The following is a 13,209-nucleotide window of genomic DNA, read 5'->3' on the forward strand; positions in this document are numbered from 1 at the left end:
AGTACCTTTAAACCAACACATAAAAAGTTTTTAAATGAATTTAAGTACGATGCAAAATGTATTTAGGGTCATCCTTGGCCTTTTAATGATGATGGCCGGAATAGCTCATCTCACTTTTCAAAGGGAAGAGTTTCAGGCCCAAGTGCCCCGATGGTTGCCCACAAGCGAAGCTTTTATGGATTTTATAGTGGTAGCTTCTGGTGTGATAGAAATTTTATTGGGGTTATCCATGGTTTTATTGACCAAATACAAAGCAAAAGTGGGCATTGCGCTTGCCTTTTTCTATGTTTTGATTTTTCCCGGAAACATTTCTCAATACACCAATGCCATTGACGCATTTGGACTGGACACCGATCTAAAGAGATTTGTTCGGTTGTTTTTTCAGCCCGTTTTAATTCTATGGGCCCTTTGGTCCACGAAAGTATTTGAACACCTTAAAGACAAAAACAAATAACCATGGAGTTTTACAATTTTGAAGCAGAACGATTGGACGGTACTACAGAATCCATGAAAACCTATAAAGGCAAAACCATTATTGTGGTGAATACTGCAAGTAAGTGTGGATTGACTCCGCAATACGAGGGCCTGGAAGACCTCTATACAAAATATAAGGACCAAGGATTGGTGGTTTTGGGGTTTCCATGCAATCAGTTTGGAAACCAAGAACCGGGAGACGCCAATGACATCAAGGAGTTTTGCCAAATAAACTACGGGGTCAGTTTTCCAATGTTTGCCAAAATCGATGTGAACGGCAACGACACACACCCGATCTTTAAATATTTAAAATCGGAATTAAGAGGATTGTTGGGAGGTAAGGTCAAATGGAACTTTACCAAGTTTGTAATAGACAAAAACGGAAAACCTGTAAAACGATTCGCGCCCATATCAAAACCAAAGGCCATGGAAAGTTTTATCAGTGGCATTTTATAAACCCTGCTAAACTACTTTTAACCGAGATTGAAGAGCTCCGGACTCTTTGAGCATGGTTCTACCATCCCTGAAGCTCAGATATGAATGGCCTTGCTTATAATTTAAAATGCTTATTTCGCATAAATGGTTCCAATGGCGGGCCACTTCGCGCCAAGCCCAGAACAGCGAATGTTTGGGGTCGTAAATATGGGTCGCCTCCCCGCCTGCCCCATTTATTTCGATAATACTGAATTTTTCTCCTATACAAAGTTCCTCAAAGGTATTGCAAAGAACATCCAGTCGACCATAATAAAAGCCGCTCATTTGTGTGCATACCTCATTTATGGTATTGTTCAAATCCGCATTGATCAAATGACAGATGTCCACAAATTTGGCTCCTCGGGTGTGACTGCCGTAGGGCACCAGAACAAATTCTTTTCCCAAGGGGAGAACATTGTTTAACTGATCACCAAACTTTTGTTTTAGCACCTTTAATTGAAAATGGCTCCTCGGATTACTCTTTATCAACTGCAATAAGGTACTTTTACCATCACCCGTAACCGACAAAAATTCTTTGGACACGACCCCAGTAATCTTGCCTTTGGCCTCTCCGGGTTTTCGAACATAAAAAACACCAACTTCCTTCTGGAACGGAACAAATTCCTGAACCAAAAAATGGGAGGGACTCCATTTTACATATTTTTGAAATTCATCCTTATTATGGATTTTTTCCACGCCAAACGCCTTCATTCCAATATCGGGCTTGGCTATAAATGGAAATGCGATCCCGGAATTTAAAACCCGTTCCAATGCCTGGTCGGCCGTCTCGTCATTTTTTACAAATATTGTTCTTGGTATGTATTGGGCAGGAATCATATTGTAAATATCCATTTTGGATATCATGGCCATTCCCCCATTCTTCATGCCTGGATTGGCGGCATTAAAAAAGAATAAAGAACGTGCTTTTATCGAATAATAAAGCCAAACTGGAAACATCGGATAATAAATCAACCAGAAAGGCCAATATTCCCAATGTGTGATTTTATGCCAAATGAGCTTTAATGGACCCATATAGTTTTAATTGATCAGTTGACCGGTGGAAAAAGGCACTTCATAATCAACTTTGTTGAGCAGGTCGAAATGATGCATTACAACATCGCTCTCTTTGTTCAATATGGCCTGTGTTACACTAAAGGTTTTTAAGCCGGATGCCCTATTGATTATAAATCCGTTCTCAAAATCGTCATGATTGTTCGAGTGAAAATCGACCACATCTTGAGAAGTTATGAAGGAGTTGCCTTTAACAAACTTTTTAAACAACGTTTGCCTGTGTTCGATTACCTTATCTTGGTAAAGTGTTGATGATGACCATATGTAATTTTTATCCTTGTTCAACGGCCTAAAGTATTTTTGATGGCCGTCCCAGCGAAACTCCAGCAATTCGGCTGTGTACAACACCAATGTAAAGGGTTCTATTCTCAATAGGTCAATTTCTTGCAACAAAGCTAAGGGATTGTCAGAAACAACAATATCCAAAAGCACCAGTCCCCTGCTCCTTTCATATTTTCCATTGGGCGGGTGACCCACAAAACCACCGTTCAGCAGCACAGCTACCGAACCATTTTCATTTATGGCGAACCAGGTACCCCCCGCCTTGGGATCTTTTGGAAAAAGTACCTTCACCGAACCTATGGTTTCTTCTTGTGGCCGCAATGCCATAGGACGATCAACATGCTCGTCCCTGTTCGATGTAATAAAACGTTGTCCACCGGACGATATAAAACTTACTGTGCACATTCTTTTCTAAATTGTAAGGTGGAAGGAGCAACTCCAAAAGTTTCGGGCACTTTCTGGTCCGAAAAATGACATATCCCAATTTTGATCAACGCTTGATGATGAATGGTGTGTTCCAAGTTGTACATAACTTCCCGGTGGTAATTGGTATCCAATGTAAGTATTTCACCATTAAGTTCATAACTGATCTGAATGGCCTTGTTGGGCTTTTTTAAATGCATTTGTATAAAAGCCAATTTCTCAATGGCAAACGATAGGTCTTTTTCAATTTTACGGTCTCTTTTTCTTCTATCGTAGGACACATCTGCTTGATCATACCCCTTGATCAAACAAAGGTAAAGCTCGATCACATGTCTTGTATGCTGACCTATACTGGCATTGGACAATATATTACATGATCGGGAGTAACAATCTTTAGGCAGTTCCAAAAGAACCTGTTTAAACTGTTCCAATGTATCCAAGGTTGATTTGAACATAGTTATTGTTTAATTATTTACGTATTTATATGCGAACAAAGCAACTCATCCAGCGATAGGATACAAAAGGTTGTCCACTCTCAGAAATCTCATGCCCTTAAAGATATTCAATTCTTGATATTCTCCCAGTTTATATCCGCTTTCGATATAAGGGAATTCGGTGATTGGTTCAACCAAAATTGGAGGGTATTGTTCTTTCCTTTGTTGAAGAATAGATAAAGTTTTCCACCTCTTATCTCAAAAGTTTCGGGATCTACATTAACCTTTTTTGAATTTACTGCGACAGCATAGGCACAATAACCCCCATACTGTGGTACATAACTATTGGGTTGTATAACAAACTTTTCCAGATTTGCCTCGCTGACAAACTTATAATTTACCCCATCAAACATGGCGGTAAATTGGTCTTTGCCCATGGTCGCGATACCATCAAAATAGGCGACCACATCATATCCATGAGCTGCATACCCTTTTTTGGTATTATAATCTATGGATTGCCCTTGAACTAAAACACCTGTTAAAAACAGAAAAACCATTATTCGATACTTCATAAATTCTGGAATTTTTATGGTTGCTTGTTAGTATTGAAGATTTTGTCTAAAAATAAAGGTGTTCCTTTCAAGATTAGAAAAAAAGATTTGATATATAAGCTATTACGAACAAAAACTGCGCAGTTAAACAATTAGTAGTTGAGACTTGAGGTTCAAGTTTTTTTGTCGTAATAGAAGGTGCTCGATTTTATCCTACGAATTTATTATGCTACGTCCGGCGTTCTTAGCCTTTTTAGTACCATAAGAATAATGATGGTGATGACCCGCTTTCTATTTATAGTTCACTTTGTATTCCTTTGGTGTAAGCATATTTTTTTTAAAGATCAGATTATAAACTAGATAAGTTATTAAAGCCAGCTGCATAACCTATTTCGTCCATGGACACATTGATCGGTTTCTATTTACAATTTCGTGACGACTCCTAACCTGTATTTCAACAAGTAACAAGTAAAACTTTGGCTCATGAGCTTTTTAAAATAATGACTAAAAATAGATTTATACATATTTACCAATTGGGTCACTTTGTTGAGCTTAATACCGTGCTAGTAATTTTAACGGATTTAGCTCATGAAGTCACTTTTTGATATGTGCACTTTTAAGGTTTTCTCGATACAACCGTACCAAACTGAATTCCGAGGAGATTTCCAGAGCAAGCAAGAACGGTTCTAATGCTCATCGTCGTTATTGTAAGTATTTTTCATTTTTTTCTATCGTAAATGAAGCGGTTAGGCCAACGCTAAAATTTCGCGGTAATTTTTCAACTCCGAAAATCGAGCGAGAATGCTTACCTTTTTCTTCAAGCACTTTTACAAATAAATCAGACGCTCCATCAATCACTTTAGGTGATTCGTCCCATTTATTGCTCGACTGAAAATAAGCATCGATATGATTCAGTCCGATTATTTGGTCAAACCCAACTATTTTGTCCATCTGCGCGAGCACATTCAAAGCACACAACTCCATTGCTTTATATCCTTGTTCAGTTGTTATTTCATTCCCCAATCTACCTTGGTGTAAATATTCTTCGTTTAGAATGGGAAATTGGATTGCGACATAAGCTATATTTTCTCGGATATTTACGGAAACATAATTTCCACCAGGTATTGACACCCTCGGAAGTTCCAATCCTAATTCAGAAAGATTTTTATTTGGGTCTATACTCATTTTTTAGTTCTATTTTGCTCGGGTTTAACGGGATAAAGTTATAAAAAAGAAGAAGGTCACATTTATATTCAACCCTAAATCAATTAATTACGAGAAGTTGACGTATATTTTTTAGGTTAAAATATACTCACCAAAAAGGTCTCTTTTTTCTAACGCTATTATTTAGGGTTAATTAAAATAAAATAATCTGTTAAACAGTATTTTATAGATTTGGCGTTGTGTTTTGAATGTGTTTTATTGGGGTATAACAGAACCATCACTTAACTTTAGACCAAGTCCCGTCCATTTTTAGTTGAAGATTTACACCAAATTTAGATGTGTTTGGTTTAGGATGTGGACTTTGGATTCAACAAGAAAAAACAGAAGAAACCAATAAACTAATTTTAGATTTGTTAAAATAACACCAAGGTTGCGTAATCGAAAGTTTAAGAACTTAAAAGTATACTCACCTTACTCTTATAAGTCTGCCCAATTGGAACTTTATATGTATCGATTATAATTCGATTACCTTCAATATACTTTATTTTATCCTTGGAAACGATGAATGATTTATGTACACGTAAAAAGTGATCAGAAGGCAATAATGTTTCTAAAGCTGATATTTTATAATTGCTTAAAATCATCTTATCTGTTAAATGTATTTTTGTGTAATGCCCATAAGCTTCAATAAATAAAAGATTTTCAGAATGAATTTGATGCTGTTGTTTATCGGTTTTTACAAAAAAACTAACATTTTTGGTGGTTGAGGTTTCGGTTAAATCGGATTGTGGTTTAGTACTAGTTATAGTTTTATTTACCGCTTTTATAAAACGTTCAAAACTAAATGGTTTTAATAAATAATCTGAAATATTGAGTTCGTAGCCTTCTAAAGCAAATTCTTTATAAGCTGTAGTTACAATAATTTTTGGTGGATTAGCTAGTGTTTTTAAAAAATCAAAGCCTGATAATTTGGGCATATTAATGTCTAAAAAAAGTAAATCTACAGCATGTTCGTTTAAAAACTGCATAGCTTCAAAAGCATTGTAACAATTTCCTTTTTTTTGTAGGTGTGGTAAATCATCGCAATAGTTTTCAATAATACGGTGTGCAATAGGTTCGTCATCTATAATTATATATTGAATCATATTGTGTGTATTTTAAGCGAGAGTTTATAATTGTTTTCTTTAACCTCAATTTGAAGATTATGCTTATTTGGGTACAATAATTTTAAACGTTGTTTTAAATTATCCAATCCAATACCAGCTTTTTTAGTTGTAATACTCGAATCAAAATTATTTTCAATTGTAAAATATAAAATCCCGCTATCGGTTTTTATATCTATATGAATATAAGCCTCTTCAGCTAAATGTTCTATACCGTGTTTAAAAGCGTTTTCAAGTGGAAGAATTAGTAACAAAGGTGCAATTTTAATTGTAGGGTCACTATTGTTTTTAAACCTAACATCTACAGATTTATGGTGTCTAATTTTATGTAAATCAATGTAGTTTTTTAAATACGTTATGTCGTCTTTTAAGAATACTTTTTCTTCTTGTCCCATATAAATGGTATAACGCATCATATCTGATAATTTTAAAACCACATTGGGTGCATCATCAGATTTTTCAATAGTTAATCCGTATAAATTATTTAAAGTATTAAAAAAGAAGTGCGGACTAATTTGACTTTTCAATAAGGCTAATTCTGCTTTAGCTTTTTTAGATTCCACCGATTTCATCCATTTCCATTGCTGATAAATCCAACCTATTAGTAACACAAAAAGCGGTACAAATAATATAATTTTCAGCTCTTTTTCTTGCTGTAAATAACGATTTAGATCATTTATATAAACTCTTATATAATAGAGGTAGCTTAAGCTTAAAACGTAATATCCAATAATAATAAGGGCATATTTTTTAAAAAAAGAAGGAGCAATAATTGAAAAAAAAACAAGAGCTATAACAATTAAACCAGCAAAAGTTAAAGGATTATCAATTATTTGTGATTGATTATCGTTCGCCATTACCAGAATAAATAAGACAATTAAGAATAAAAGTTTTACGCTTATTGTTTTATGTTGTTTTAAGAAAGGAAAAAAGTGAATAGGTAAAGATGTGATTAGCCAACCAAAAATGAAACTTAAAGTATTTGCTAAAACTTCCGAATTGTCGATATGAATAATTTCAAAGTAGGATAAACACACTACAATTAACCTAAATAAAAGTAACCCTATTGTAAATGCTTTGTATTTTTTTAAAAAGGCAATCATGAGTGGAAATTAATGATAATTGTCTTTATGATGTTAGAATTTGCGCCAACACACCAAAAGGTGTCGTCAACAGTATCTTTTCATGCGTAAAATAGGCCTGTGTGTTCAATGGAGTATTTTATGGTTAAAGCGTGTGTGTTGGTGAAAAATAGTTTATGAAATAAAAGTCCCGAAATACGTTTGCTTCAGATTATTTTAAACTCAAAATGTCATGAAGCTTTATTTTAAATTGATAGTAATCACTGTATTCTGTTTGTGGTTTCAAACTATTTCAGCACAGGAAGCGAACTATGTATTAAGTCAAGATGAAAAGCAAAATATTGTTACTACAATTCAATCACACTTAAAAACTACTTATGTAAATCTAGAAAAAGTCAACAAAATGATTGAGGTTTTGAATGTTAACCTAAAATCAAAAAAGTATAAGGCAATAAACAATCCAACAGAATTTTCTAAAATCTTAACAAAAGACCTTCAAAATATTAGTAAAGATTTGCATCTTAAACTGAGCTATAAACCCAAACAAGTAGCTAAAAATAAGCAGTTAGCTTCAGAAGATATTCGTCTGAAAAAAGAACAAATGATGGCGAAAAAAATGGCTGAAATTAATTTTGGCTTTATGGAAACTAAAATATTGCACGGTAACATAGGTTATTTAAATCTTCGCCTATTTGCTGACACAAAATACGCAGAAGAAACTGCTACTGCTGCAATGAGTTTTTTAAACAACACCAATGCCATTATTATTGATTTGCGCAATAATAAAGGAGGTGTGCCAAGTATGGTTCAATTATTATCGAGCTATTTTTTTAAAGATAATCCTGTTTTGTTAAGCAATTTTTATGAGCGCAAAACAAATGCCGAAACACAACTTTATACATTAAACACAAATAAAGAATCAAAAATGGTTAACAAACCACTTTACATTTTAACAAGTAAGAGCACTTTTTCTGCAGCTGAAGCATTTGCATATAGTTTAAAGCATTATAACAAAGCAATAGTTGTTGGGGAAGTTACCAAAGGTGGTGCCAATAGAACTAAACGTATTACTATTAACAATCAGTTTTCAATTTCAATCCCATATATAGAAGCAATCCATCCAGTTACAAAATCTAATTGGGAAGGAATTGGCGTAGAACCCAATATTAAAACGTCCAAAAAAAATGCGTTTGCAACAGCATATTTAGAAGCTCTAAATAACACGGTAAAAAGAAATAAACAATCGGTTTTAAATCAGGTTGGTTATGCTTTGTTACAAGAAAGTAAAACAGAGGATGCCATTTTAATTTTTAAAGCGAATATCATGTCTTTTCCTGAAGATGCAAATACTTGGGATAGTTTAGGTGAAGCCTATGTTGTAAACAAACAACTAGAAAAAGCCTTAACAGCCTATAAAAAAGCGATAGCATTAGATCCAAATTTAGAGTCAGCAAAACGTATGATTCAAAAGTTACAATCTAAGAGTTAAGATGAAAAAGAAACAACTAAAAAAATGGAGTTTATCCACAGCAATAATAGTTTTAGTTACTATTATTTATTTCCAATTATTTAAGCAACCTACATTAGTTGAAGGCAATGACATTAGATTGATTAAGACCTATACACATCATACCAACGAAGTATGGGAGGTAAAGTTCGGACCAAATGATAGCCTAATGATTAGTGGCGGACTTGAAAAGAATGCTAAAATTTGGAATAGAATTACAGGAGAAGTATTACATGATTTACCACACGAATATGGAACACCTTCAGTTGATTTTAGCCCAAACGGAAAAACAGTTTGTACAGGTTCTTATGACGGTAAAGCTAGAGTTTGGGATGTACAAACAGGAAATTTAATTCGTGTTTTAGAAGGAAATGAAGGTACATTATGGTCTATAACATACAGCCCAAATGGAGAACTAATTGCTGCTGGTGGCAATGACGATAAAGTTTCTGTTTGGAGTGTAGAAACTGGTGAGTTAATCCACGAGTTTAAAGATGCTAACCACAATATTTGGGAGGTAATATTTCATCCTTCAGGCAAGTTGTTGTTAGCTTCAGGAAGCGATAATGCCATTAGAGTCTATAATACCCAATCAGGTAAATTAGTTAAAACAATTTTAGGGCATTCGAAAGTGCCATTATCTATGGATTTTAGCCCTAATGGAAAGTTTTTAGCTAGTGCTGGGGATGATAAAACTGTAAAAATTTGGGATACAAAAAACTGAGAACTTTTACATACTTTAAAAGGTGACAATCAAGCCATTCATTCGGTAGTTTTTATTGATAATAACCGCGTGATGGCTGGTGGAACAGACAAAAAAGCGATAGGAGAGTTTTTAGAGTACCATTTTAAATTTACTGGTTTTACAAAACCCATAGTTGCAACGCTTTGGGATGTTGAAAAAGAGCGTGTTTTACAAACACTATCTGCTCATAATAACGACATAGGGTTAGGTGTGGATGTTAACTCAAACGGAAAATTTGTAGCTACACCAAGTAAAGACAAAACCATAAAGGTTTGGGAAGTGCAGAGATAAAATAATTAATTCGTTATAGTAAATTAACCGTTCATCTTCAAAAGATAGTAGGTCTTGAATATTACTAATGTCAAATACAAATAGGCTATGAATTTTTAATATTCATAAGGTAAATTGCCAATGGAAAATATAGAATTCAAACTTATAAATCCAATAGATTATAAAAAGGATGTGTTACAATTAGTACATCAATTAAACCCAAATAAGGATGTCAGTTTTTTAGAGGATACCTTAAATGAAGTGGTTAAGATTCCTAACTATAATTGTTTTGCAATATTTAGTGAAGCCAAATTAGTAGCAATCTCTGGTGGTTGGACAACAATTCGTATGTATAGCGGTAAGCATTTGGAGTTAGACAATGTGGTTGTTGATTCTAAAATTCAATCCAATGGATTAGGAAAGTATTTAATAAGTCAAATAAAAGAATGGGCATTAAAAAATGAATATACATGTATTGGTTTAAATACTTATGTAAGTAATTCAAGATCCCATAAATTCTATTATAAAGAGGATTTTAGCATTCTAGGATTTCATTTCGAACATAAATTTTAAATAGTATCACATGAAAATAGTAATAATTGGTGGTTACGGAACTATAGGTAAAGTAATCTCAGAACATTTTAAGCAGAAGCATAATGTGTTAATTGCTAGTAGAACCAAAGGCGATTATATTGTAGATATTACTAATAGCACATCTATAAAAAAAATGTTTGAAACTGTTGGTAAAGTAGACGCTATAATTTGTATTGCTGGTGAGGCTAAATGGGACGATTTTAATAATCTGACCGAAGACGATTACTACATTGGTATTAAGAGTAAACTAATGGGACAAGTTAATCTTGTTCGCATTGGTAAGGATTATTTAAATGCCAATGGGTCTATAACATTATCAACAGGTGTTTTAGCTGATGACCCTGTATTAAAAACAACAAGTGCCGCTATGGTTAATGGTGCTATACATAGTTTTACTAAAGCTGTGGCGTTGGAAATAGAAAATGGTATTAGAATAAATACGGTTTCACTTGGTCTGGTTGAAGATGCTTATGAAAAATATAAAGATTACTTTCCTGGGCATTTACCAATTTCAATGAAGCAAGCTGTAAGTGGCTATGTTAGAAGTGTGGAAGGAAAAGGACAAGGAGAAATTATTAGAGTTTATAATTAGAAAATAAAAAGTAAATGAATAATTTTAAAATAATAGGAATTTCTACCCAAACAACTAATGAAAACGGACAATCTATACAAGATGTTGAAGCGCTTTGGAACAGGTTTTGGAACGAAAACATAGTAGCACAAGTACCAAATAAAGTAAACGAAGATATTTACGCTGTTTATACAGATTATGAAAGCGATTATATGAGGTACACGTTGATTATTGGATTTCCTGTAAGTAGTTTAGATGATATCCCTAATGATTTTGTAGGACGAGAAATTTTAGTAGGAAATAGTGAAAAGTTTACATCAAAAGGAAAAATGCCCGAAGCAATTTTAAAAACATGGTCAGAGATTTGGACAAATAAAAAATTAAAAAGAGCGTATCGAGCGGATGTTACTGTACATGGTAAAAAATACTTTGATGGAAAGAATGCAGAGGTGGAAACTTTTATTTCTATTGCATAGTTTTTTAACCTTCATGATATCTAACACTCTCAACAAACCAATAGTATAATGAAACACAAAATTTTTATGCTAATTGTTTGCACTTTAGTAACACAATTAGCGTTCGCACAAAATATTTCAATTAATGAAGGCTCTGGCTTTTTTAGGGTTAAAGGAAATGAAAACCATGAAAAAGATTCAATTACTGTTTTTTATCATCAACCTAAAAAGTTTACTAAAAATTCAAAGCATTTAATAGTTCTTCCTGGTGCTGGTAGAAATGCAAACGATTATAGGGATTCTTGGATTGAAATATCAGAAAAGTATAATGTTTTAATTATAGCGCTTTCTTATCCAGAGAAAACTTATGATTATGGAAATTATCACCTTGCCGGAACTGTAAAAGATTTAGATTTTTCAAGAGGTGTTTCTTTTAAGAAAGGCACAAATCAGGTGCATATAAATGAAGATGTTATAAAGTTTAATTTTAATGAAAATAAGAAAGATTGGATTTTTACTGATTTCGATAGAATATTCAAATTAGTAAAAAGAATTACAAAGTCTAATCAGAAAACATATGATATGTTTGGGCATTCTGCAGGAGGTCAAATATTACATCGATTTGCATTATTGTATCCAAATTCAAAAGCCGATAAAATTCTAGCTTCGAATGCTGGCACATATACATTTCCTGATCATGAAACAAAATTTCCTTTTGGAATTAAAAACACAGGAATTAGCACGAAATGGTTAAAAAATTCTTTTAAAAAGAATTTAATATTATTTCTTGGAGAATTAGATAATAAGACTGAAACAAGAGGTAGAATGTTACGGTCAAAAACAGTAGATAAGCAAGGAGTTGGTAGAATTGATAGAGGCAGAAACTTTTATAAGTTCAGCAAAACATTTGCAAATAAAACAAAGATAAATTTTAGCTGGAAACTTGTAGAAATACCAAATGTAGGCCATGACTATAAACAAATGGCCAAAGCTGCAGGAGAATATTTATACATTGAGAGATAGACTTTATAAATGAAATTAATAAATTATATAGTTAAATTATGCGTTTTAACACTGGCGATCGTGATAATTGCTTGCAAAACTGAGAAAAAGAAAACTGGCGAAAATGAGTTTTCTACAAATGAAAATTCCTTACTCGGACAAAATCCTCCCGGATCAACACCTATACCTTTCGCCCCAGGTATGGTTACAACGAGCGGATGGGAATATGGCGGTGTCTTTACTCCAGATATGAACGAATTTTATTTCCTAAGAGAAGTCGGGGTTGATAGCACTAAAAAACAGGAATTCGTTGTTTACAAATGTGAAGGCGATAAATGGGAGAAAACAGTCATTTCTTCTCGTCAAGGACAACCCTTCGTTGCGCCAGATGGAAAGACCATGCATTTAGGGAAGCGGTATATGAATCGTCGCAGCAATGGTGAATGGTCGGGAGTTAAAAGCTTAGGATCTCCCTTTGATAGTTTACGAATTATGCGGCTTACGGCTTCTTCTAAGGGGACCTATTTTTTTGATGAATTCAAGGAAGACATTACTGGTGATATTCGATATTCAAGGATAATAGAAGGCAAATATGAAGAACCTAAATTGCTTAATAATAAAATCAATACCGGAAAAAGTTTCCATCCCTTCATTGCACCAGATGAGTCCTATATTATATTTGATAGTTACAGGGAAAATGGGTTTGGAGATTCAGACATTTACATAAGCTTTCGACAAAAAGATAATACATGGGGAGAGCCTGTTAATTTGGGCAGTAAGATAAATACACAAGCATGGGAAGCTTCAGCTAGTGTCACACCAGATGGTAAATATCTTTTCTTCAATAGAAATGTAGGCCCAGAAGAAGATCGAAATGTAGATATATTTTGGGTCGATGCTCAATTCATTGAAAAGCTAAATCCGGAAGACTAAAAACTAACGTCACC

General features: G+C 33.7%; 17 protein-coding genes. 10 read left to right on the forward strand and 7 right to left on the reverse strand.

Going from position 1 to position 13,209, the window contains the following annotated elements; genetic code table 11:
- The first annotated feature begins 34 nt into the window (after nucleotides 1-34).
- On the forward strand, nucleotides 35-454 hold the full coding sequence (locus AB9K32_RS01690; protein ID WP_252080352.1) for a hypothetical protein: 420 nt from the start codon (nucleotides 35-37) through the stop codon (nucleotides 452-454).
- A 2-nt stretch (nucleotides 455-456) separates the two neighbouring features.
- Entirely contained in the window at nucleotides 457-930 is a 474-nt protein-coding gene (locus tag AB9K32_RS01695; protein WP_252080353.1) for a glutathione peroxidase, read from the forward strand.
- 6 nt (nucleotides 931-936) lie between these two features.
- Here AB9K32_RS01695 and AB9K32_RS01700 read toward each other — a convergent pair whose 3' ends face one another.
- From AB9K32_RS01700 to AB9K32_RS01730, 7 genes are all read right to left on the reverse strand, one after another.
- Nucleotides 937-1,980, reverse strand: a complete 1,044-nt coding sequence (locus AB9K32_RS01700; RefSeq protein ID WP_369884157.1) for a D-alanine--D-alanine ligase — start codon at nucleotides 1,978-1,980, stop codon at nucleotides 937-939.
- A 6-nt stretch (nucleotides 1,981-1,986) separates the two neighbouring features.
- On the reverse strand, nucleotides 1,987-2,706 hold the full coding sequence (locus AB9K32_RS01705) for an NRDE family protein (protein WP_369884158.1): 720 nt from the start codon (nucleotides 2,704-2,706) through the stop codon (nucleotides 1,987-1,989).
- Nucleotides 2,694-3,179, reverse strand: a complete 486-nt coding sequence (locus tag AB9K32_RS01710; protein ID WP_293296433.1) for a DinB family protein — start codon at nucleotides 3,177-3,179, stop codon at nucleotides 2,694-2,696. Before AB9K32_RS01710 ends, AB9K32_RS01705 begins: the two co-directional genes overlap by 13 nt.
- 107 nt (nucleotides 3,180-3,286) lie before the next feature.
- Entirely contained in the window at nucleotides 3,287-3,730 is a 444-nt protein-coding gene (locus AB9K32_RS01715) for a YHS domain-containing (seleno)protein (protein ID WP_369884159.1), read from the reverse strand.
- A gap of 681 nt (nucleotides 3,731-4,411) precedes the next feature.
- Complete coding sequence (locus tag AB9K32_RS01720) at nucleotides 4,412-4,894, reverse strand: RidA family protein (protein WP_369884160.1); 483 nt, start codon at nucleotides 4,892-4,894, stop codon at nucleotides 4,412-4,414.
- 425 nt (nucleotides 4,895-5,319) lie between these two features.
- Nucleotides 5,320-6,018: a LytR/AlgR family response regulator transcription factor gene (locus AB9K32_RS01725; RefSeq protein WP_369884161.1), complete on the reverse strand. Its 699-nt coding sequence runs from the start codon at nucleotides 6,016-6,018 to the stop codon at nucleotides 5,320-5,322.
- Complete coding sequence (locus AB9K32_RS01730; RefSeq protein WP_369884162.1) at nucleotides 6,015-7,139, reverse strand: sensor histidine kinase; 1,125 nt, start codon at nucleotides 7,137-7,139, stop codon at nucleotides 6,015-6,017. Before AB9K32_RS01730 ends, AB9K32_RS01725 begins: the two co-directional genes overlap by 4 nt.
- Nucleotides 7,140-7,350: 211 nt before the next feature.
- Here AB9K32_RS01730 and AB9K32_RS01735 point away from each other — a divergent pair, with 211 nt between their 5' ends.
- The 8 genes from AB9K32_RS01735 to AB9K32_RS01770 all read left to right on the forward strand — a co-directional run bounded on the left by AB9K32_RS01735 (nucleotide 7,351) and on the right by AB9K32_RS01770 (nucleotide 13,195).
- Nucleotides 7,351-8,607, forward strand: coding sequence for a S41 family peptidase (locus AB9K32_RS01735; protein WP_369884163.1), 1,257 nt, complete (start codon nucleotides 7,351-7,353; stop codon nucleotides 8,605-8,607).
- A 1-nt stretch (nucleotide 8,608) separates the two neighbouring features.
- Nucleotides 8,609-9,349: a WD40 repeat domain-containing protein gene (locus tag AB9K32_RS01740; RefSeq protein ID WP_369884164.1), complete on the forward strand. Its 741-nt coding sequence runs from the start codon at nucleotides 8,609-8,611 to the stop codon at nucleotides 9,347-9,349.
- Between the two features lie 72 nt (nucleotides 9,350-9,421).
- Nucleotides 9,422-9,661, forward strand: a complete 240-nt coding sequence (locus tag AB9K32_RS01745) for a hypothetical protein (protein ID WP_369884165.1) — start codon at nucleotides 9,422-9,424, stop codon at nucleotides 9,659-9,661.
- Between the two features lie 120 nt (nucleotides 9,662-9,781).
- Nucleotides 9,782-10,213: a GNAT family N-acetyltransferase gene (locus tag AB9K32_RS01750; protein ID WP_369884166.1), complete on the forward strand. Its 432-nt coding sequence runs from the start codon at nucleotides 9,782-9,784 to the stop codon at nucleotides 10,211-10,213.
- A gap of 10 nt (nucleotides 10,214-10,223) precedes the next feature.
- Nucleotides 10,224-10,826, forward strand: a complete 603-nt coding sequence (locus AB9K32_RS01755) for a short chain dehydrogenase (RefSeq protein WP_369884167.1) — start codon at nucleotides 10,224-10,226, stop codon at nucleotides 10,824-10,826.
- A gap of 14 nt (nucleotides 10,827-10,840) precedes the next feature.
- Entirely contained in the window at nucleotides 10,841-11,281 is a 441-nt protein-coding gene (locus AB9K32_RS01760) for a GyrI-like domain-containing protein (protein ID WP_369884168.1), read from the forward strand.
- 48 nt (nucleotides 11,282-11,329) lie between these two features.
- Nucleotides 11,330-12,283, forward strand: a complete 954-nt coding sequence (locus AB9K32_RS01765) for a hypothetical protein (protein ID WP_369884169.1) — start codon at nucleotides 11,330-11,332, stop codon at nucleotides 12,281-12,283.
- Nucleotides 12,284-12,292: 9 nt separating this feature from the next.
- Nucleotides 12,293-13,195 carry a TolB family protein gene (locus AB9K32_RS01770; protein ID WP_369884170.1) on the forward strand — a complete coding sequence of 301 codons (903 nt, stop codon included), beginning with the start codon at nucleotides 12,293-12,295 and terminating at the stop codon, nucleotides 13,193-13,195.
- The last annotated feature ends 14 nt before the right edge of the window (nucleotides 13,196-13,209 follow it).

It is taken from the genome of Allomuricauda sp. XS_ASV26 (assembly GCF_041224615.1).
Classification (GTDB): Bacteria; Bacteroidota; Bacteroidia; order Flavobacteriales; family Flavobacteriaceae; genus Flagellimonas; species Flagellimonas alginolytica.

Coding starts and splice junctions, on each gene's coding strand:
- AB9K32_RS01690 (WP_252080352.1), top strand. CDS start 35: ATGAATTTAAGTACGATGCAAAATGTATTTAGGGTCATCCTTGGCCTT.
- AB9K32_RS01695 (WP_252080353.1), top strand. CDS start 457: ATGGAGTTTTACAATTTTGAAGCAGAACGATTGGACGGTACTACAGAA.
- AB9K32_RS01700 (WP_369884157.1), bottom strand. CDS start 1,980: ATGGGTCCATTAAAGCTCATTTGGCATAAAATCACACATTGGGAATAT.
- AB9K32_RS01705 (WP_369884158.1), bottom strand. CDS start 2,706: ATGTGCACAGTAAGTTTTATATCGTCCGGTGGACAACGTTTTATTACA.
- AB9K32_RS01710 (WP_293296433.1), bottom strand. CDS start 3,179: ATGTTCAAATCAACCTTGGATACATTGGAACAGTTTAAACAGGTTCTT.
- AB9K32_RS01715 (WP_369884159.1), bottom strand. CDS start 3,730: ATGAAGTATCGAATAATGGTTTTTCTGTTTTTAACAGGTGTTTTAGTT.
- AB9K32_RS01720 (WP_369884160.1), bottom strand. CDS start 4,894: ATGAGTATAGACCCAAATAAAAATCTTTCTGAATTAGGATTGGAACTT.
- AB9K32_RS01725 (WP_369884161.1), bottom strand. CDS start 6,018: ATGATTCAATATATAATTATAGATGACGAACCTATTGCACACCGTATT.
- AB9K32_RS01730 (WP_369884162.1), bottom strand. CDS start 7,139: ATGATTGCCTTTTTAAAAAAATACAAAGCATTTACAATAGGGTTACTT.
- AB9K32_RS01735 (WP_369884163.1), top strand. CDS start 7,351: ATGAAGCTTTATTTTAAATTGATAGTAATCACTGTATTCTGTTTGTGG.
- AB9K32_RS01740 (WP_369884164.1), top strand. CDS start 8,609: ATGAAAAAGAAACAACTAAAAAAATGGAGTTTATCCACAGCAATAATA.
- AB9K32_RS01745 (WP_369884165.1), top strand. CDS start 9,422: ATGGCTGGTGGAACAGACAAAAAAGCGATAGGAGAGTTTTTAGAGTAC.
- AB9K32_RS01750 (WP_369884166.1), top strand. CDS start 9,782: ATGGAAAATATAGAATTCAAACTTATAAATCCAATAGATTATAAAAAG.
- AB9K32_RS01755 (WP_369884167.1), top strand. CDS start 10,224: ATGAAAATAGTAATAATTGGTGGTTACGGAACTATAGGTAAAGTAATC.
- AB9K32_RS01760 (WP_369884168.1), top strand. CDS start 10,841: ATGAATAATTTTAAAATAATAGGAATTTCTACCCAAACAACTAATGAA.
- AB9K32_RS01765 (WP_369884169.1), top strand. CDS start 11,330: ATGAAACACAAAATTTTTATGCTAATTGTTTGCACTTTAGTAACACAA.
- AB9K32_RS01770 (WP_369884170.1), top strand. CDS start 12,293: ATGAAATTAATAAATTATATAGTTAAATTATGCGTTTTAACACTGGCG.